Annotated in this window: 14 protein-coding genes and 1 pseudogene; 5 read left to right on the top strand and 10 right to left on the bottom strand. The window is 69.6% G+C overall.

The features are described 5' to 3' along the window. Positions 1 to 13: 13 nt before the first annotated feature. Positions 14 to 1951 (top strand): potassium transporter Kup, encoded by a 1938-nt coding sequence (locus ON38_RS32275; RefSeq protein WP_039829213.1) that lies wholly within the window; start codon positions 14 to 16, stop codon positions 1949 to 1951. Between the two features lie 131 nt (positions 1952 to 2082). On the opposite strand, the pseudogene ON38_RS37820 reads toward ON38_RS32275, so the two are convergent. The 3 genes and pseudogenes from ON38_RS37820 to ON38_RS32260 form a co-directional block, all read right to left on the bottom strand. After that, positions 2083 to 2325: pseudogene (locus ON38_RS37820) on the bottom strand (alpha/beta hydrolase fold domain-containing protein); the annotation flags it as partial. Between the two features lie 110 nt (positions 2326 to 2435). Continuing rightward, complete coding sequence (locus tag ON38_RS32265; protein WP_039829058.1) at positions 2436 to 2771, bottom strand: hypothetical protein; 336 nt, start codon at positions 2769 to 2771, stop codon at positions 2436 to 2438. Between the two features lie 39 nt (positions 2772 to 2810). Beyond that, on the bottom strand, positions 2811 to 3614 hold the full coding sequence (locus ON38_RS32260) for a peptidoglycan recognition protein family protein (RefSeq protein ID WP_085995537.1): 804 nt from the start codon (positions 3612 to 3614) through the stop codon (positions 2811 to 2813). A gap of 265 nt (positions 3615 to 3879) precedes the next feature. Between ON38_RS32260 and ON38_RS32255 the strand changes: the two genes are divergently transcribed. Both ON38_RS32255 and ON38_RS32250 read left to right on the top strand, forming a co-directional pair. Beyond that, entirely contained in the window at positions 3880 to 4155 is a 276-nt protein-coding gene (locus ON38_RS32255) for a helix-turn-helix transcriptional regulator (protein WP_039829210.1), read from the top strand. Positions 4156 to 5079: 924 nt separating this feature from the next. Then, a complete protein-coding gene (locus ON38_RS32250) occupies positions 5080 to 5919 on the top strand; it encodes an SDR family oxidoreductase (RefSeq protein WP_039829209.1) in 840 nt (279 codons plus the stop codon). 38 nt (positions 5920 to 5957) lie between these two features. Here the strand turns inward: ON38_RS32250 and ON38_RS32245 are convergent, their stop codons facing one another. After that, positions 5958 to 7112: a hypothetical protein gene (locus ON38_RS32245; protein WP_051165560.1), complete on the bottom strand. Its 1155-nt coding sequence runs from the start codon at positions 7110 to 7112 to the stop codon at positions 5958 to 5960. Positions 7113 to 7135: 23 nt separating this feature from the next. Beyond that, complete coding sequence (locus tag ON38_RS32240; RefSeq protein WP_039829057.1) at positions 7136 to 7624, bottom strand: DUF4383 domain-containing protein; 489 nt, start codon at positions 7622 to 7624, stop codon at positions 7136 to 7138. A gap of 210 nt (positions 7625 to 7834) precedes the next feature. On the opposite strand from ON38_RS32240, the gene ON38_RS32235 reads away from it, so the two are divergent. Further along, the gene (locus tag ON38_RS32235; RefSeq protein ID WP_051165559.1) at positions 7835 to 8290 is read left to right on the top strand and encodes an SRPBCC family protein; all 456 of its coding nucleotides are present in this window, start codon (positions 7835 to 7837) and stop codon (positions 8288 to 8290) included. Between the two features lie 32 nt (positions 8291 to 8322). Here ON38_RS32235 and ON38_RS32230 read toward each other — a convergent pair whose 3' ends face one another. The 3 genes from ON38_RS32230 to ON38_RS32220 are packed head-to-tail and all read right to left on the bottom strand — an operon-like array spanning position 8323 to position 11103. After that, positions 8323 to 9390 carry an NAD-dependent epimerase/dehydratase family protein gene (locus ON38_RS32230; protein ID WP_039829206.1) on the bottom strand — a complete coding sequence of 356 codons (1068 nt, stop codon included), beginning with the start codon at positions 9388 to 9390 and terminating at the stop codon, positions 8323 to 8325. A gap of 31 nt (positions 9391 to 9421) precedes the next feature. Then, positions 9422 to 10591, bottom strand: coding sequence for a zinc-dependent alcohol dehydrogenase (locus ON38_RS32225; protein WP_039829055.1), 1170 nt, complete (start codon positions 10589 to 10591; stop codon positions 9422 to 9424). Beyond that, a complete protein-coding gene (locus ON38_RS32220) occupies positions 10591 to 11103 on the bottom strand; it encodes an SRPBCC family protein (protein WP_039829053.1) in 513 nt (170 codons plus the stop codon). The genes ON38_RS32225 and ON38_RS32220 overlap by 1 nt, the downstream gene beginning before the upstream one ends. 143 nt (positions 11104 to 11246) lie before the next feature. Here ON38_RS32220 and ON38_RS36735 point away from each other — a divergent pair, with 143 nt between their 5' ends. Beyond that, positions 11247 to 11402: a hypothetical protein gene (locus ON38_RS36735; RefSeq protein ID WP_169333319.1), complete on the top strand. Its 156-nt coding sequence runs from the start codon at positions 11247 to 11249 to the stop codon at positions 11400 to 11402. A gap of 42 nt (positions 11403 to 11444) precedes the next feature. Here the strand turns inward: ON38_RS36735 and ON38_RS32215 are convergent, their stop codons facing one another. Together ON38_RS32215 and ON38_RS32210 are read right to left on the bottom strand one after the other, a co-directional pair. After that, complete coding sequence (locus tag ON38_RS32215) at positions 11445 to 11912, bottom strand: nitroreductase/quinone reductase family protein (RefSeq protein WP_039829052.1); 468 nt, start codon at positions 11910 to 11912, stop codon at positions 11445 to 11447. A gap of 795 nt (positions 11913 to 12707) precedes the next feature. After that, positions 12708 to 15017, bottom strand: coding sequence for a M28 family peptidase (locus ON38_RS32210; protein WP_039829051.1), 2310 nt, complete (start codon positions 15015 to 15017; stop codon positions 12708 to 12710). Between the last annotated feature and the right edge of the window lie 271 nt (positions 15018 to 15288).

Raw genomic sequence — 15288 nt, 5'->3', positions numbered from 1 at the left:
CGAGGAGCGAACCATGGCCAGCGAAACCCGTACCGGTCCCGCCGCGCATACCCCAGGCCGCGACCCGGTGCGTGCGGCGGTGATCGTGGGCGCGCTCGGAGTGGTATTCGGCGATATCGGCACCAGCCCCATCTACACCATCCAGACTGTGTTCGACCCGCAGGATCCACACCCGGTGCCGATCGGTACCGCCAATGTGTACGGGGTGGTGTCGCTGATCTTCTGGTCGGTGATGACCATCGTCACCTTCACCTACATCTCACTGGTGATGCGCGCGGACAACGACGGCGAAGGCGGCATCATGGCGCTGATCACGCTGCTACGCCGCCTCGGCGCGTCCCGCGGCCGCCGCACGGCCGGCTTCCTCGCGGGGGCGGGGATCTTCGGCGCCGCACTGTTCTTCGGTGACGGCATGATCACCCCCGCCATCTCGGTGCTCTCCGCGGTGGAAGGGCTGCGGATCGTCGAACCGGATCTGAAAGACCTGATCATTCCGATCACGGTCGTGATCATCGTGGCTCTCTTCTCCGTCCAGCGACGTGGGACCGCCACGGTGGGCCGGCTGTTCGGTCCCGTGATGATCGTGTGGTTCCTGTCCATCGCCGCTCTGGGCATCGCCGGAATCGCCCAGCATCCCCAGATTTTGAAAGCGCTCTCCCCGACCTACGCGCTGGGTTTTGCCATCGGGCATTTCCATATCGCGTTCTTCGCCCTGGCGGCCGTCGTGCTCGCGGTCACCGGCGCCGAAGCGCTCTACGCCGATATGGGCCATTTCGGCCGGAAGGCGATCACCCGGGGCTGGCTGGGTCTGGTCCTGCCCGCCTGCACACTGAGCTATTTCGGGCAGGGCGCGCTCGTCCTCGGTGACGAAACCGCGGTGGACAGTCCGTTCTTCCTGCTCGCTCCCGGGTGGGCCCGGCTGCCCCTGGTACTGCTGGCCACCGCCGCGACCGTGATCGCGTCCCAGGCGGTGATCACCGGCGCGTTCTCGGTGGCCGCGCAGGCGGTGCGACTGGGATATCTGCCGCGCCTGCGGGTCGCGCACACCTCCGAATCCACCATCGGGCAGATCTACGTGCCGTGGATCAACTGGTTGCTCATGGTGTCGGTACTGACCCTGGTCTTCGCCTTCCGCAGTTCCGCGGCGCTGGCCTACGCCTTCGGTATGGCGGTGACCGCGACCATCACCATCACGACCCTGCTCTTCTTCTACGTGGCCCACACCAAATGGCGAACCCCGCTGTGGCTGGTGCTGCTCGGCGCGGTCCCACTGCTCACCATCGACGCGCTGTTCGTCGCGGCGAACCTGACCAAGCTCGTCCACGGCGCGTGGCTCCCGCTGCTGATCGGACTCACCGCGTTCACCGTGATGATCACCTGGGCGCGGGGCCGGGTCCTCGTCACCGCCGCGCGGCGGCAGGCCGAGGGTCCGCTCCCGCAGTTCGTCGAACAGTTGCGCAGCCGCCGCCCGCCGCTGATCCGGATCCCCGGGACAGCGGTATTCCTGAACCGCGGCAGCAGCACCACGCCGCTGGCTATGCGCGCCACCGTCGAACACAACCGGGTCCTGCACGAACACGTCGTGATCCTGTCCCTGGACACCCTGCCGGTTCCGCGCGTACCCGACACCGACCGGCTCCGCATCGATCCACTCGGCCACCCCGACGACGGGATCATCCATGTCACCGTCCACCACGGTTATATGGAGACCCCGAGGGTGCCGCGGCTGCTGGGCCTGCTCGATCCCGCGCAGACCGAGGGCCCGATCTCGGTGGAGGACGCGTCCTACTTCCTGTCGAAGATCGAACTCAAACCGGGCCCGGCGCACACCATGGCGCCCTGGCGCAAACACCTGTTCATCGCCACCTCCTACCTCACTTCCGACGCCGCCGATTACTTCGGGCTCCCCCGCGACCGGACGGTGATCATGGGCTCGCAGATCGAGGTCTGAACACGAAGATCTGTCGGCCCCACTGGATCTCGCCGCCGAGGCGACGGATCCGACACCAACGGCGCGATCGAGCCGACCGGTGAGCACCGGCTGAGCCGAACCGGTCGTTCACCCGGCGATCGGCGCGCGGGTCACCCTGCACGACGCGGGTTCACCGGGGTTTCGCGCAGTTCGACCCGTACGCCGGCGGCGGCACCGAGCTCTTCGATCCGCCGGGCGTCGGGCAGGAGGATGTCGCGGTGGCCGATGAACACGATCGCCGGGGGAAGATCGGTGAGGTCGGCGAAGGCGGGGCTGATCTCCGGGTCGTCGAGCGCCCGTGTCCCGGCGTACCACCGGCCCGCCTGTTTCAGCCCGGCCACCCCGCGTTCGGGACCTGCGAGGGTACCGAGTAGCCGCCGTGCGGTCACCGAGAACCGCCCGCGCGCCACTACGGGATCACGAGTGCCGCGTCAGGCGGTGACTCCTGCGCCCGGCTACCCCGTCATTCGGCGATCTCCCTGGTGAGCGGGGGCGGTGGCGGTACATCGACACCCAGATCGAGCAGGGAGGACCGGACGACGATGTCCCAGCTGGCGTGCTGGGGGGCGGCGAGGCGGCAACGTCTTTCCGCGTCGGCGACGATCCGGCGGTGCGCTTCCAATTCGGCGGTCATCGCCGCGAGTTGCCGCGACAGCGGCTCGACCATCTGGGCGGCGGCCTGGGTGAGTACCTGGACCGCGTCGGCCCGTCGTTTACGCCTGCCGAATATCCCGGCCGCACATACCCCGCCGACGCCGGTGACCAGGCCGCCGAGAACAGATGCCACTTCGCTGATCATGCTGTCCTCCCAACTGCGGCGGGGTTGTCGCGTCCTTTCTCAGGCGCGTTCGTCGGCGGCCGGATCGCGGAATCCGGGAATCTTCAGGGCCGCGCCAATAACGCCCAGCGCCTCGGCGGTGGTGCGGTCGCCCAGGAAATCCCAGCCGGGGAAGTTCGCACCGCGGGCGGTCCCGGCACCGGAGAGCTGGTCGAGCGCGAGCCCGACATGTTTGTCCAGATAGTGCAGCAGGGTCCCCACAGTGACCTGCTCGCCGTGATAATTGGTGATTTTTTCTTCCAGAAACGCCATCTGCTCGCCCTTTCCGTCGAGGAGCGCCTGTACATCCCGGCGGAAGGCGTTCATATCCATCCCCGCCGGGTCGATCTTTCCTTCACTGGAGTACTCGCGGTGCGCGACGCAATCGCCTGCGCCGCGACCGATGCGCCGGAGCAGGGCGGCACAGCCGCGTTTGTAGGCGTCGAGCTGAGCCGGCGTCCAATCCCAGGGTGGGGTGCCACGCGATACGGCTTCGATGCCGATGGTGTGATAGTTCGCGTTGTCGGTCGGCCAGCCGGGCCAGCTCCCGCGCCCGGCGTGCCAGCAGACGCCGACGGCGATCACCCGGTAGGTGCCGTCCTTCTCCAGCACCAGCTGGGCGAGCGGGCCCGGCAGATCGGGACGGCCGTCCTGGACGATGCGCCAGTCGTTGGGACCACCCCCGCCGGTGTGATGACACAGCACGCCGCGGATGTCGAGGAAGTCGCCGTGGCCGCGTTGGCGCCAGCCGTCGTGTTCGATCACCGCCAAGCCGGCGCCGCGCAGCACATCGGCCAGCCATACCGGGTCTCCGCTCCAGGCCATCGGACCCTCCTGTCCTCGCGCCGATCGTCGTCGGCGCCCCGGGAGGCCGGCCGTGTTCACCGGTGCGGACGCGACCGGCGCTGCGGGGGCGTGAACTGCGGTGATAGATAACCGCTCTCTTCACCGTAGGCCCTTTTCGGTCTCTTTTCAACCTTTTTCAGTCACTAATGGGCCATGTTAGTACACTATAGATCCGGAATTCCGCCGCGGATCCGAAACTATCGGGCACTTGATTCAGACCCTGCCCGATCCCAGAATGGTCGACATGGATGCGACGCCCGCGGAGTCGGAGGAAGCGACCAGCGAGGAGGCACGACTGGACGCGGCGTTGGGCGCGGAAGTCCGCGCGATGCGGGCACGGCGCGGCTGGAGTCAGGAAGCGCTCGCCGAGAAGGCCGGCTACAACAAGAAGACCATCATCCGGCTCGAGCGTGGCGAACGGGCGATGACGATGGCACAGATGTACAAGATCTGCAAGGTCTTCGGCATCCGGCCGAGCGACCTAGTCCTCGCCGCGGAGAAGGAAATCGGCATCCAGTAACGGAGACGGATCGATCCCGCGCCGACGTGCCTCGACGACGAACGACGAAACGGTCGTCGTGGTGGGATCAGCGTTCAGATAGTCCGCCATAGCCACGGGGCGGTCCGGAGCTTCGTTGCCCATGAGCGTTTCCAGTTCTGACCGATCCACGCTCGCGAGGTGTTCCCGCTTCCCCCGCGAAGCCCGACAGTTCCCACTCGATTCCCTCTCCGGGGTCGGCACGGTGCGGCCGGGTGTACGAGTCGTCACGGGTCCGGCCGAGCTGCCTTCCGGACCGAGGAGCCGAACCGGCGTGTATCCGGGCCCGGTCGCCTCCGTGACCGGCCCGATCGGGCGAACCCTGCACTCCCGGAACAAGCTCGATACCCACACCGACACCTTCCAGCTACCCGACCCCTGCGTCCAGGCTCGTAGCCAGAGCCTGACGCCGAGTGTAATTATTTTCCCGCGCTCCGCCTAGGCCCGGAAGGATCGATGAACCAACAGGTTTGACGGCGGTGACCCGAGGGCGAGCACAGCTGAACTGAGACACAACGCTTTTCGCACTACAACCGGACGGTAGCAGCGGGGTACGACACGTTCGGGCCCGGTTGCGCACGCCGGCTCCGGCGCCGGCCGACCGGGCGATCGAGACCTGCTGCGCGCCAGCGGCGAACGCTTGGTTCATCAGGAACAGCGGAGCGGGGCGGCGGTGCGCCCCACCGGCACTGCGCCGGGGGCTGCCAGCAAACCTTCCGGCGCGCGGTCGGCGTGGCCGGGCCGGCCCACGCACGACACCGCGCCGGGGCGCGGCACGGCGCCCGCGATTCGGTGGGGATGTACCGATCCGGCCCGCCCGGTTTCGAACGGCCCGGTCCGGTAATCCGCACCTCGATCACCCACCACCGCGGTGGTGACCCCGCATGCCGTGAAAGGAGCAAGATCATGGGTTTCCCGGAACAGCAGCAACAGGTCCCCGGCATCCAGTCCGCGATGACACCCGTCCCCGACTGTGGCGAGCAGAGTTATCGCGGCAGCGGCAAGCTCACCGGCAAGTCGGCGGTGATCACCGGCGCCGACAGTGGTATCGGCCGGGCGGTCGCCATCGCCTTCGCCCGGGAGGGGGCCGATGTGCTGATCTCCTACCTGGACGAACACGACGATGCCGCGGAAGTGGGCGCCTTGGTCGAGGAAGCGGGCCGCAAGGCGATCCTGGTGCCGGGCGATCTGTCGGACCCGGCCCACTGCCGGGCCGTCATCGAGCGCGCCGCCGGCGCCTTCGGCACGATCGACGTGCTGGTCAGCAATGCCGCCTATCAGATGACGCACGAGACGCTCGAGGAGATCAGCGACGAAGAGTTCGACTACACCTGGAAACTCAATATGGGCGCGTACTTCTACCTGGTGAAGGCCGCGCTACCGCATATGCGCCCGGGCGCCTCCATCATCGGCAGTTCTTCGGTGAACTCCGATTCGCCCTCGCCCACCCTGGCGCCGTACGCGGCCACCAAAGCCGGTATAGCCAACTTCTCGGCGAGCCTCGCGCAGCTTCTGGGCGAGCGGGGGATCCGGGTGAACAGTGTCGCCCCCGGGCCGATCTGGACGCCGCTGATCCCTTCCACCATGCCCGAGAAGAAGGTCACCGCGTTCGGCGACAGCACTCCGCTGGGGCGTGCGGGCCAGCCCGCCGAACTGGCTCCCGTCTATGTTCTGCTCGCCTCCGACGACGGCAGTTACGTCTCGGGTGCGCGGGTCGCGGTGACCGGCGGGAATCCGATTCTCTGAGCCCGCCGGGGCGGTCCGCACCCCGTACCGCGTCGCGGTCAGGGCCGCCCCGGCCGGTCGCCGCGGTCGACCAGGCCGCGGCGTTCCTGCTCGCGGTATCCGTATGTCGCCTTGCGGACGGTGATGTCGTCCTCCCATCCGGATCCGACAGCGCCCGCCACCGTGCCCAGCGCACTGGCCATCACCGCGATCGTGAGGTACTCGGCGAAACCGGCGGGACCGCCGAGCACGCTCGCGAGATAGGACGGCGGGATCACCAGGCAGACCGCGGCCAGCGTCAGCAGGAACAGCACGGCGAAGAAGACCCCGGCCCCGATACCCACCGTGACGGCGGTTCCGGCATTGCGCAGTGCGGTGTCGTGTCCGCGGGCCGGCTCTCCGGCACCGTGGCGCTCCCAGAGTCCGTGGCCCATCACGATCCATACGGTCAACGAGACGACCGAAGCCAGCGCCACAGCGGCCAGGCGCAGGGCGCCCATCGCGTCCGCCAGCTGCCAGATACTCGAGTACAGCACCCCGAACGCGGTACCGGCCAGCGCGCTGCCCAGCGCCGTGGACAGGCCGACGAACAGCCGCCAAGGCCGGTTCGCACGCACCATGCCCGCGAGCAACGCCGGATAGCCGACCGCCCGGTCGCGCACCACCCGCACACCACTGTCCTCGGGATCTATCCGCACCCGGGCGCGCCGGACGCGGGTCGCCACCTCGGCGACCGCCGCGCCCGCCGCCGTCCGATCCGTGGCCGGCAGGGCGGCGACGACCACCGCGGCCAGCTTCTGCAGACGCTGCCGTATCCCCAGACCGCCGAGCGCGGGCAGCGAGACGAGCGCAACCCGGTGCCGCAGATCCAAGCTCAGTAGCAGGATCTCGCCGTCACTGCGTATGGGCACATCGGTCAGGCACAACGCCAGATCCCATGCGGTGTCGCGGACGTGCCGCCCGGCTTTGTCGATCAGATATTCCAGATCGGGGTACATGGCCTCGAACGGATCGTCGAGGACCTCGAGCCGCCACCGCGACGGATCGCCGCGACGGGCAAGTTCCGCGGGCAGGGTCTGGACCAGTTCCCGGGCCAGCCGCGCCGGCAGATCCGGGTCGGCCACCACACCGACCACCACGGGCGACGCGCGATCGTCCATCCCACCGGCCGCCCGCGCCGCGGACCCGGGCGGCTCGGGTCCGTTCGCCATCATCCCTCCACTCGCTGTTCCTGCGCCTATTCGATGATGCCCGGCTGTCGGTCGGACAGTCGGCGCCCCACATCTTCACTGTGCCGGGTCAGTAGGACCCCGAGCAGGATCATGCCCACGCCGAGACCGAAGTGCAGCCAGTTGTCCGCGGTGTCCAGTGGCACGAAATTGGCGGTGCTGTCCTGGTCGACGATGAGCCCGTACACCCACAGCACCAGATAGATCGCGCCGCCTGCCAGCAGGTACACCTGGGCCGCCCGGGCTCGCGCGCCCGCGACCAGGCCCGCGAGACCGAATGCCAGGTGCACGATGTTGTGCAGCACCGACACCGCGAAGAGACCGAACAATTGCGCCCCGGAGTGGTGCCCCGCCCACGCGAGATCCCCGTAGCTCGTGGTGATCCCCGGTATGAAGCCGAGCACGCCCACAAGAAGGAAAACCGCACCGACCGCGGTGGCGGCGAACTGTACCGGCGAACGGGCGGTCGGTGTGGTGGTGCGGTCACGGTTCGACACTGGCTCGTCCTTTCCTCCTGGCGCCCGAGCGGGCCGCTCCCGCTCCGGCCTTCCGCCGGGTGCCCCGCCCGCCGCGCGGCAAACCCCGCGCGGACGCGTACCGCGTCCGGGCGCCACTGTTTCGAGTCACGGATCCCGGGTATCGCGCCCCGGTTCACCGGCCGGGCAGCGGCGCCCGGTGACCGAATGGTCCGGATGATCGGAGGAGCAATGGCGGCCGAACCGAGCGTGCAGATACCGGTACCCGTACAGGATGTGTTCGCGGTCCTCGCCGACGGCTGGTTGTATGGGCTGTGGGTTGTCGGCGCCTCGCATATCCGCGCGGTCGACAGCGGATGGCCGCAGGTGGGCACCCGTATCCACCACAGCGTGGGCGGCTGGCCACTGGCCCGGCAGGACACCACGAAAGTTCGCGCGGTCGACGCACCGCACCGGCTGGAACTGGAAGCCCGGCTGTGGCCGGCGGGTGCGGCCTATATCCAGCTCGACCTCACCGAACTCGGACCCGACCGCACCGAGATCGGGATCACCGAACGAATCGTCCGCGGCCCCGGGAAATACCTTCCCGGAGCGCTGCAGGACCTGGCGCTGGTGCCGCGCAATCGCGAATCACTCCAGCGTCTCGCCGCCCTGGCCGTCGGGCGATCCCCCCACTCCCAGAGCTGACCCACCGACCCCCGGTGCCGGTCCCGCGGCTGTCACCCGGGCGCGGGCGGTCGCTGGCTCTGGTGGGTCGGTCGCCCCAATCGGAAAGCGGGGCGACCCGGCGCCAGCGGTGCACTGGGACCGCGCTGCCGAGCGCGCATTGCCGCAGCGAGTTCGGCGCAGGCAGCGGCCGCGTCGTATCGCGGCGTCCAGCCGAGTTCGCGGGCGGCCCGGCCGGTGTCGAGCAGGCAGGCCCGGTCGGCCAGCCGCAGCCAGGCCGGATGCAGCGGCTGTAAACCCAGCCGCCAGCTCACCTCGGCGCCCGCGGTCAGCACCCGGTGCGGCACGGGGATCCGGAAGCCGCCGAACACCGCGGCCAGATCGGCCGCGGTGAGCACGGGGTCGGCGGCGAGATTGAAGGCGCCGCCGGCGCGTCGTTCGATGATCGAGACGACGGCCGCGGCCACGTCCTCGGCATGCACCAACTGCAGGCGCAGGCCGTTCCACAGCGGAACGGGCAACCCGGGACGGCCGATCACCGCAGGCGGCAGCCAGCGGCCGAACAACCAGTCGCCCAGTTCCGCCGCCGCGTCGGCCTGCACCACAGCGCACGGCCGGATACGCGCCACCCGCACGGCGGGCTGCCATTGTTCGAACTCGTCGAGTCGAGCCTCGAGTTCGGCTTTGCCCCTGCTGTAGGCGCTCGCGGACAGTCCATCGCACGGCCACTGCTCGTCGACGCGCCGCCATCGCGCGGCCGGCGTGTAAGCCGCCGCGGAGGACGCGCACACCACATGTGGCACCTCTGCCTCGGCGACCGCGCGGAGAACATTGGCGGTACCACCGGCGTTGGTCCTGGTCAGCGGCGGATCGGTCCGGTGCGGGTGCACTGCCCAAGCGAGATGGACCACCACATCCGCGCCGGCGAACACCTTCGTCAGCAGGCTTACCGCCGCCGGCTCGCCGATATCGCATTCGACCCACCGGGCCCGGTCGTAGGGCTGCTGCCCCCGCGGCGGACGACGTCGCGCGATCCCGACCGGTTCCGGCCCCTCCCGGGACAGCGAGCGCAGTAGCGCCGTACCGATATTGCCGCTGGCGCCGGTGACCACGACCTTCATCGACACCGCCCCCCGGCGCACACATCGCCGTTCACGGCCGGAAAACCGCCCGGATACAGCCCTCTTGTTTGGTCTTGAACAGTTCGTAGCCGCGCACCGCGTCCTCCAGCGGCATATCGTGGGTGATCAGATGGGAGGGGTCGAGATCGCCCTGCTGGATGTAGTCGAACATCCGCGGCATGTACCGCTGCCCGTGCTGCTGCGCGGTACGGATGGTGAGGCTCTTGTTCGTCACCACCCCCATCGGGAACTTATCGGTGAGGCCGTAGACGCCGAGCACCGAGACCACTCCGCCCTTGCGGCAGGCGAGCAGTGCCTGCCGCAGCGAGGTCGCCCGGTCGGTTTCCAGTCGCAGTAGCTGTTTGGCCCGATCGTAGAGTTGTTGCAGCCCCGTTCCGTGCCCCTCCATGCCCACCGCGTCGATGCACGCGTCCGGTCCCCGGCCGCCGGTCAGCTCGAGTAGCGCCTCCTGGACGCTGTCCACCGCCGTGTAGTCGATCGTCTCCGCGCCGTAGCGGTCCCGGGCGAGAGCCAGACGTTCGGGAATCCGATCGATCACCACGGCCCGTTCGGCGCCGAGCAGCAGGGCGGAGTGTGCCGCCATCAGGCCGACCCCGCCACCGCCCCACACCGCGACAGTGTCACCCGGGGCGATATCGCAGAAGTCGGCCCCCATCAGGCCGGTGGGGACCGCGTCGGAACAGAACAGGGCCTGTTCGTCGGTGATGCCCTCCGGCACGGTGAAGCAATTGACGTCGCCGAACGGGACGCGGATGTAGTTCGCGTGCGAGCCCTGGTACCCGCCGAACGGATGGGTGTACCCGTAGATCCCGCCCGTCGGATGACCGAGGACCGGCTGCTGCAGGGCCGCGTTGGGGTTGGTGGTGTCACACACCGAGTACAGGTCGTGCTCGCAGTACCAGCACGCCCCGCATCCGATGAAGGACGGCACCACCACGCGGTCCCCCACCTTCGTGGCGGTGACCTCCGCCCCGGTCTCCACCACCTCGCCCATGAACTCGTGGCCGAACACGTCACCTTCGCGCATACCGGGGAGATAGCCGTCGATGAAATGCAGATCCGAGCCGCAGGTCGTCGTCAGTTTCACGCGCACGATCACATCGTGCGGATTCACCAGGCCCGGATCGGGCACGGTCTGGACCGCGAGATCGTCGACTCCGTTCCAGCACAGTGCACGCATCACGCCTCCTGTGTGGCCGCCCGGCCACTGGGGTTGCGGTCGAGGGTGGGCACTTCTCCCGTCTGTATCAGCGCACGCGCGCGATAGAGGACCGCGAAGGCAGCCGCACCCGTGAGCTGCCGTGGCAGCGGCGCCGTCGCCGATATGTGCACTTCGGTACCGCGGCCCCGCGGCGCGTCGGTGAACTCCAGCTCGATCCGCGCGCGGTCGGGGTCCACCGCGTCGACGAACTTCAGTCCGTTCTGCTCCGCCAGCAGCACGCTCTCCCAGTGGATCGCGTCCGCACCGTCCGGCGGCGCCGTCCACTCGTAGCGGTCCGGAGCTGTCGACCGCACGTCGGCGAACCCGTCGAAGACACGCGACAGGTTGTCCGGGTCACGCCAGAAATCTTCCACTGCCGCGCGCGGCCGCTCGATAGTCAGCGCCCGCCGGCCGGTTCCGCCGGATACCGAACCCACGGCTCGGCCGATGAGAGTGGTCACTTCGTCCATCGCCTTCTGTAGATAGTTCACGCGCTCTCCCTTCCCGAATGTCGGCCCGGCAGCCCGAGCGCGATACCCCGGGCGCTCCGCCGCAAACCCGCGCACGGAGCCGGATCTCCGCTTTTCGACCGCGGAAACGGGGGTAGGCCGAAGCCACAGCGAAAGGAGTCGTCTTGACCGAAGCGAAACGCACGGAGAAGACCGAGAACGACGAGCCCGAAGGCGGACGGCCCGGCCCGACCGATCAGGGCCGCGACGGCGGAATGGCCACGCGGGAGATCGCGCCGGAGGTGACCGTCGCCGACGAGACACAGGAACCACCGGACTGAGCTCGCCGGCACCCCGACCCGGATCGGCCACCGGCGTCCCGGCTATATCCGTTCGAGCACAACCACCGGCGTGGCGTGGGAACGCAGTGCGGCGTTCCGTTCGAAGTCCGCGCCGCCCCAGCCGTTGTACCGCGGGAATTCCGCCCACAGACGATCGCGTTCGGCGCCGATGGCTTCCCGGCCGCGGACCCGGATCACACCGTCGACAGTGTCGGCCTCGGCGGCCGGATCGGCCTGCAGGTTGAGCCACCAGGCGGGCGCGGGCTCGGCCCAGCCGTTCATCGCCAGGGTGACGAAATCATCGCCGTCGCGGAAATAGCCCAGGATCACCGCGCGCTCGCGACCCGTGCGCCGCCCCCGGGTCCGCAGTCGCAGCATGCCCATCCGGCCGTGGTGTTCGGGGCGCGCCAGACCGCGCGCGGTGAGGCGATAGATCAGGCGGTGGCCCGCCCAGAAGGACCTGACGAACCAACGCGGGGGGACGAAGGGCTTTTTCGACGGGCCGGACATTTTCCCTCGCTCTCGAAAACGACCGAGCCACCGACCTTCCGGCGACCCCGTGCGCCCAGATTAATGCGCCGCCGCCGGAACGGTAAAGGTTCGCCCGATGCTCGGGGACGGCATCGGCGGATTTCGCCCCACCACATCCAGGGTTTCGCCCACCGCGGCCCGCACAGCGCGAAAAGTGTTCCTGTTGTTCATTTACCGGCCGGAATGCTGCCGGTTGTCGGCTCCGGCAAGGACTCTGGACGGTAACGGATCGCGAACCACCCGCAGTATGGGCGAGGGCCGCGGCGCCGATGAGCCCCGCCAGACCGGCGAGCCCCCAGGACAACCTGGCCTCGGCATCGAAGAGAGCCTTCCTGCGATGCACATCCGATTTCGGCACGGGCCGGGTCCTTTCCGGCGGGGTACAGCGCACGCGGGCCGACCGGTCCGTGTGGCGCGAACGACCGGCGGGAGGTCGACGGATGCCGTCGTAGCGTGCGGTCACCGGGATCGGGCCGAACACAGCCGTCCCGATGTGTCGCCCGCCGACCCGGCGCCTCCTGCGGACAACGGCCACCCGGGCGCCGCCGGCCGGCGGCGGGCTCACCCCGGGATCGGTACCGCCGCAGCGACACTCACCCGTCCACCGCCCACATACAGAACTGTCCGTGGACGAAGACGGCATCATCGGACGCCGGTAAACCGCGGGCGCGGCAACAGCTTCAGGACGTCCGGCCGCACCGCCGGACTACCGCGCATGAGATGTTCGCCGGGTCAGCGATTCCGCACCACCCGCTTCCGGGTTTCGGCTGCCGATCAGAGTTCTACCGTGCGTGTCACCACGATCCGCTCGCCGTCGTCCCGGATCGAGGCCACGAGATCCTCCGGACGAGGCCGGAAGCCCGGCGCGGCGGCCAGGCCGTGGGTCTCGTCGGAAACCGTCATCCGAACGCGATAGGCGCCGGGGGTGCGCACGGTGATATCGGCTCCTTCCGGCGGCAGATCGCGGAACTGGATCTCCCCTGGCCAGGTATCGGCCCGTTCCCCCGTGACGGCCAGCTCGACCGGCGTCGCATCCGCGACGGCCGCGGTCACGCGGTCGATCGGGTGATCGATGCGCAACACCAGGCCGGTCGCCGCGCGCCGGGACGCCACGTGCACGGTGACGGTGTCCCCGTCGCGACGGCGAACATCGAGCACCGGGCCGTCGAGCGCCATCGGCTCGGCTCGTCCGGTCCACAGGGTGCCCCGCGCATACCCCGGAGAGAGCCGCGCGATGTCGGTGCCGTCCACGAAGGTGCGGGTCCACTCGGCCGGTTCCGCGTCCTTGCTCACCCAGCTCGCCACACCGGTATCGGCGTTCAGGACATAGGCGAGGTGAGCGCGGGCGGGATGGCGGGCGTCGAAGGTGTCGACCACGGTCCCCGCGCCGATCAGGAGCACCGAGACGACCGCCGCCGTCACCGGCACCGCGACGGTGACGCGGCGGTGGGCGGTGGGTGCGGGCAGCAGCAACTCGACCAGCGGTAGCAGCATCAGCACGAACAGTCCCGCGCCGGCCCCGGCGACCCCGCCGAGTGCGAGGCCGATGCCGTCGACCAGGTTGCCGGTCAGGGGCGCCAGCAGCGCGGCGGAAACCAGCGCGCCCAGCGTGAACACCGTCACCGGCCACAGGCTCCAGCGCACCGGTAGCAGTGCCGCGAGTATGCCCAGCGCCACGCACAGGGCGGGCAGGGCGAACAGGAACGAGGCGCCGGGCGCCACCACCGCACACACCACACCGAGTACCGCGGGCCAGGCCAGGACCCCGATGGCCGGCGCGGCCGCTCCCAGCCGGCGGCGCGCCGGCAGATACCAGGCAAGTACCGACGTCACGGCCAGCGCCACCAGCGCCCACTCGTAGATCTGGGGGCGATGCAGTAGCCCGCCCATCTGCGCGTACGCGGGACGCAGCCACTCCAGCACCGACCACATGCCCTGCCCGAGCAGCGCCGCCGCTCCGAGGGGCAGTGCCACCGACGCCGCGGCGAGCAGTAGCTGCCCGGTTCCGGCATACCCGCGACGGCGGGCGAGCACCGCCACCGCACCGACCGCCACCGCCGCGAGCACGGCGATCGGCAGGACCAGCGCGTTCGAATAGGTGATCATGGTGCCCGCGAGCCGGAAATAGGTGGCGTCGTGGTCGGATCGCAAGTCGGCCAGATCGGCCGCACCCAATGCCCGGGCGAGGTGGAGCATGTTCTCGCCGTGGTGTTGCAGGCTGCCGCGATCGAGGTTGCCGATGGTGTCCCCGGCCGTGTGGTAGTAGGACGGGTTTTCGATATAGGCGAAGTTGAGCCCGGTGAAGCCGGCGTCCGACAGAGCCGTGAAATCGGTGAAGTTCGGCATCGTCCGGTACACCTCGACCAGCGACGAATCACCCCGCGGATGCGGCACCGCGCCGGCGAACAGCGATACCAGCGCGGCATTGTGCGCCGAGGTCTCGAACATCAGCGACGGTCCGGCGACACCGCGGGCCTCCCAGTTGAGCACCACACCGCCGGAGCGGGCGAGCGGATGCTCCCGGGCGAACGCCTCGGCACCGAGCAGCCCGTCCTCCTCCCCATCGGTGAACAGCAGCACGAGATCGTTGCGCTGCTCGCACTGCCGGGCGATCAGCCGGCCCACCTCGACCATCGCCGCGACCGCCGCGCCGTCGTCGGAGGCGCCCGGGCCCGTCGCGGCCGAATCGTAGTGCGAGACCAACAGCACCGTTCCGGTGGACGCGCGCCCGGGCAGCGTGGCGATCACATTGTCCACTCGGCCGAATGTCGCGAGCCCTTCCCACGCCCGCGCGCCGACGGCGCGCTGGGTCTCCACCGTGAAGCCCGCCGACCGCAACTGTCCGGTGAGGTATTGCCGCGCCCGGTCGCTCGCCGGACTGCCCAGCGGCCGCGGTTCGGTCGCGAAACGGTTCAGGTGGGTGAGGGCCCGTTCGGCGCTGAACCCATCGGTCGCCGTCGCGGGGACCGGCCGCGGGCCGCTCCCGTCGACCGCGACGGTCACCACCACTGCGGCCATCAGCACCAGCAGGGCGACGAGCCCCGCGGCCACCCGGTGGGGAGATTCGATCAGTCGCGCGCGCACGAGGTCACACTATGTCGGTGCCCGCGGCCGGACGGTCGCGGCCGTTCCCCGGAGCCGATCACGGAGCGCGGCGGCGTGCACCGGACTCCTATTTCAGCGGGCTCGAACTGATCCCAATCGTTGACAGCGCCCGGCGCCAGGCGGGACGGCGCTCGCGGCGAAGGCGTGGCCACCCGTTATCGCCGTACACGACTCCCCCGCCGCTCATCCGGAGAACCCACTCGGCGCGGTGTTCGCCCGACCCGCGCGGCCGCCGGCGACGAACCCGGCG

The organism is Nocardia testacea NBRC 100365 (assembly GCF_000308775.1).
GTDB classification, from domain to species: domain Bacteria; phylum Actinomycetota; class Actinomycetes; order Mycobacteriales; family Mycobacteriaceae; genus Nocardia; species Nocardia testacea.
This window is presented reverse-complemented; position numbering and strand designations above follow the sequence as displayed.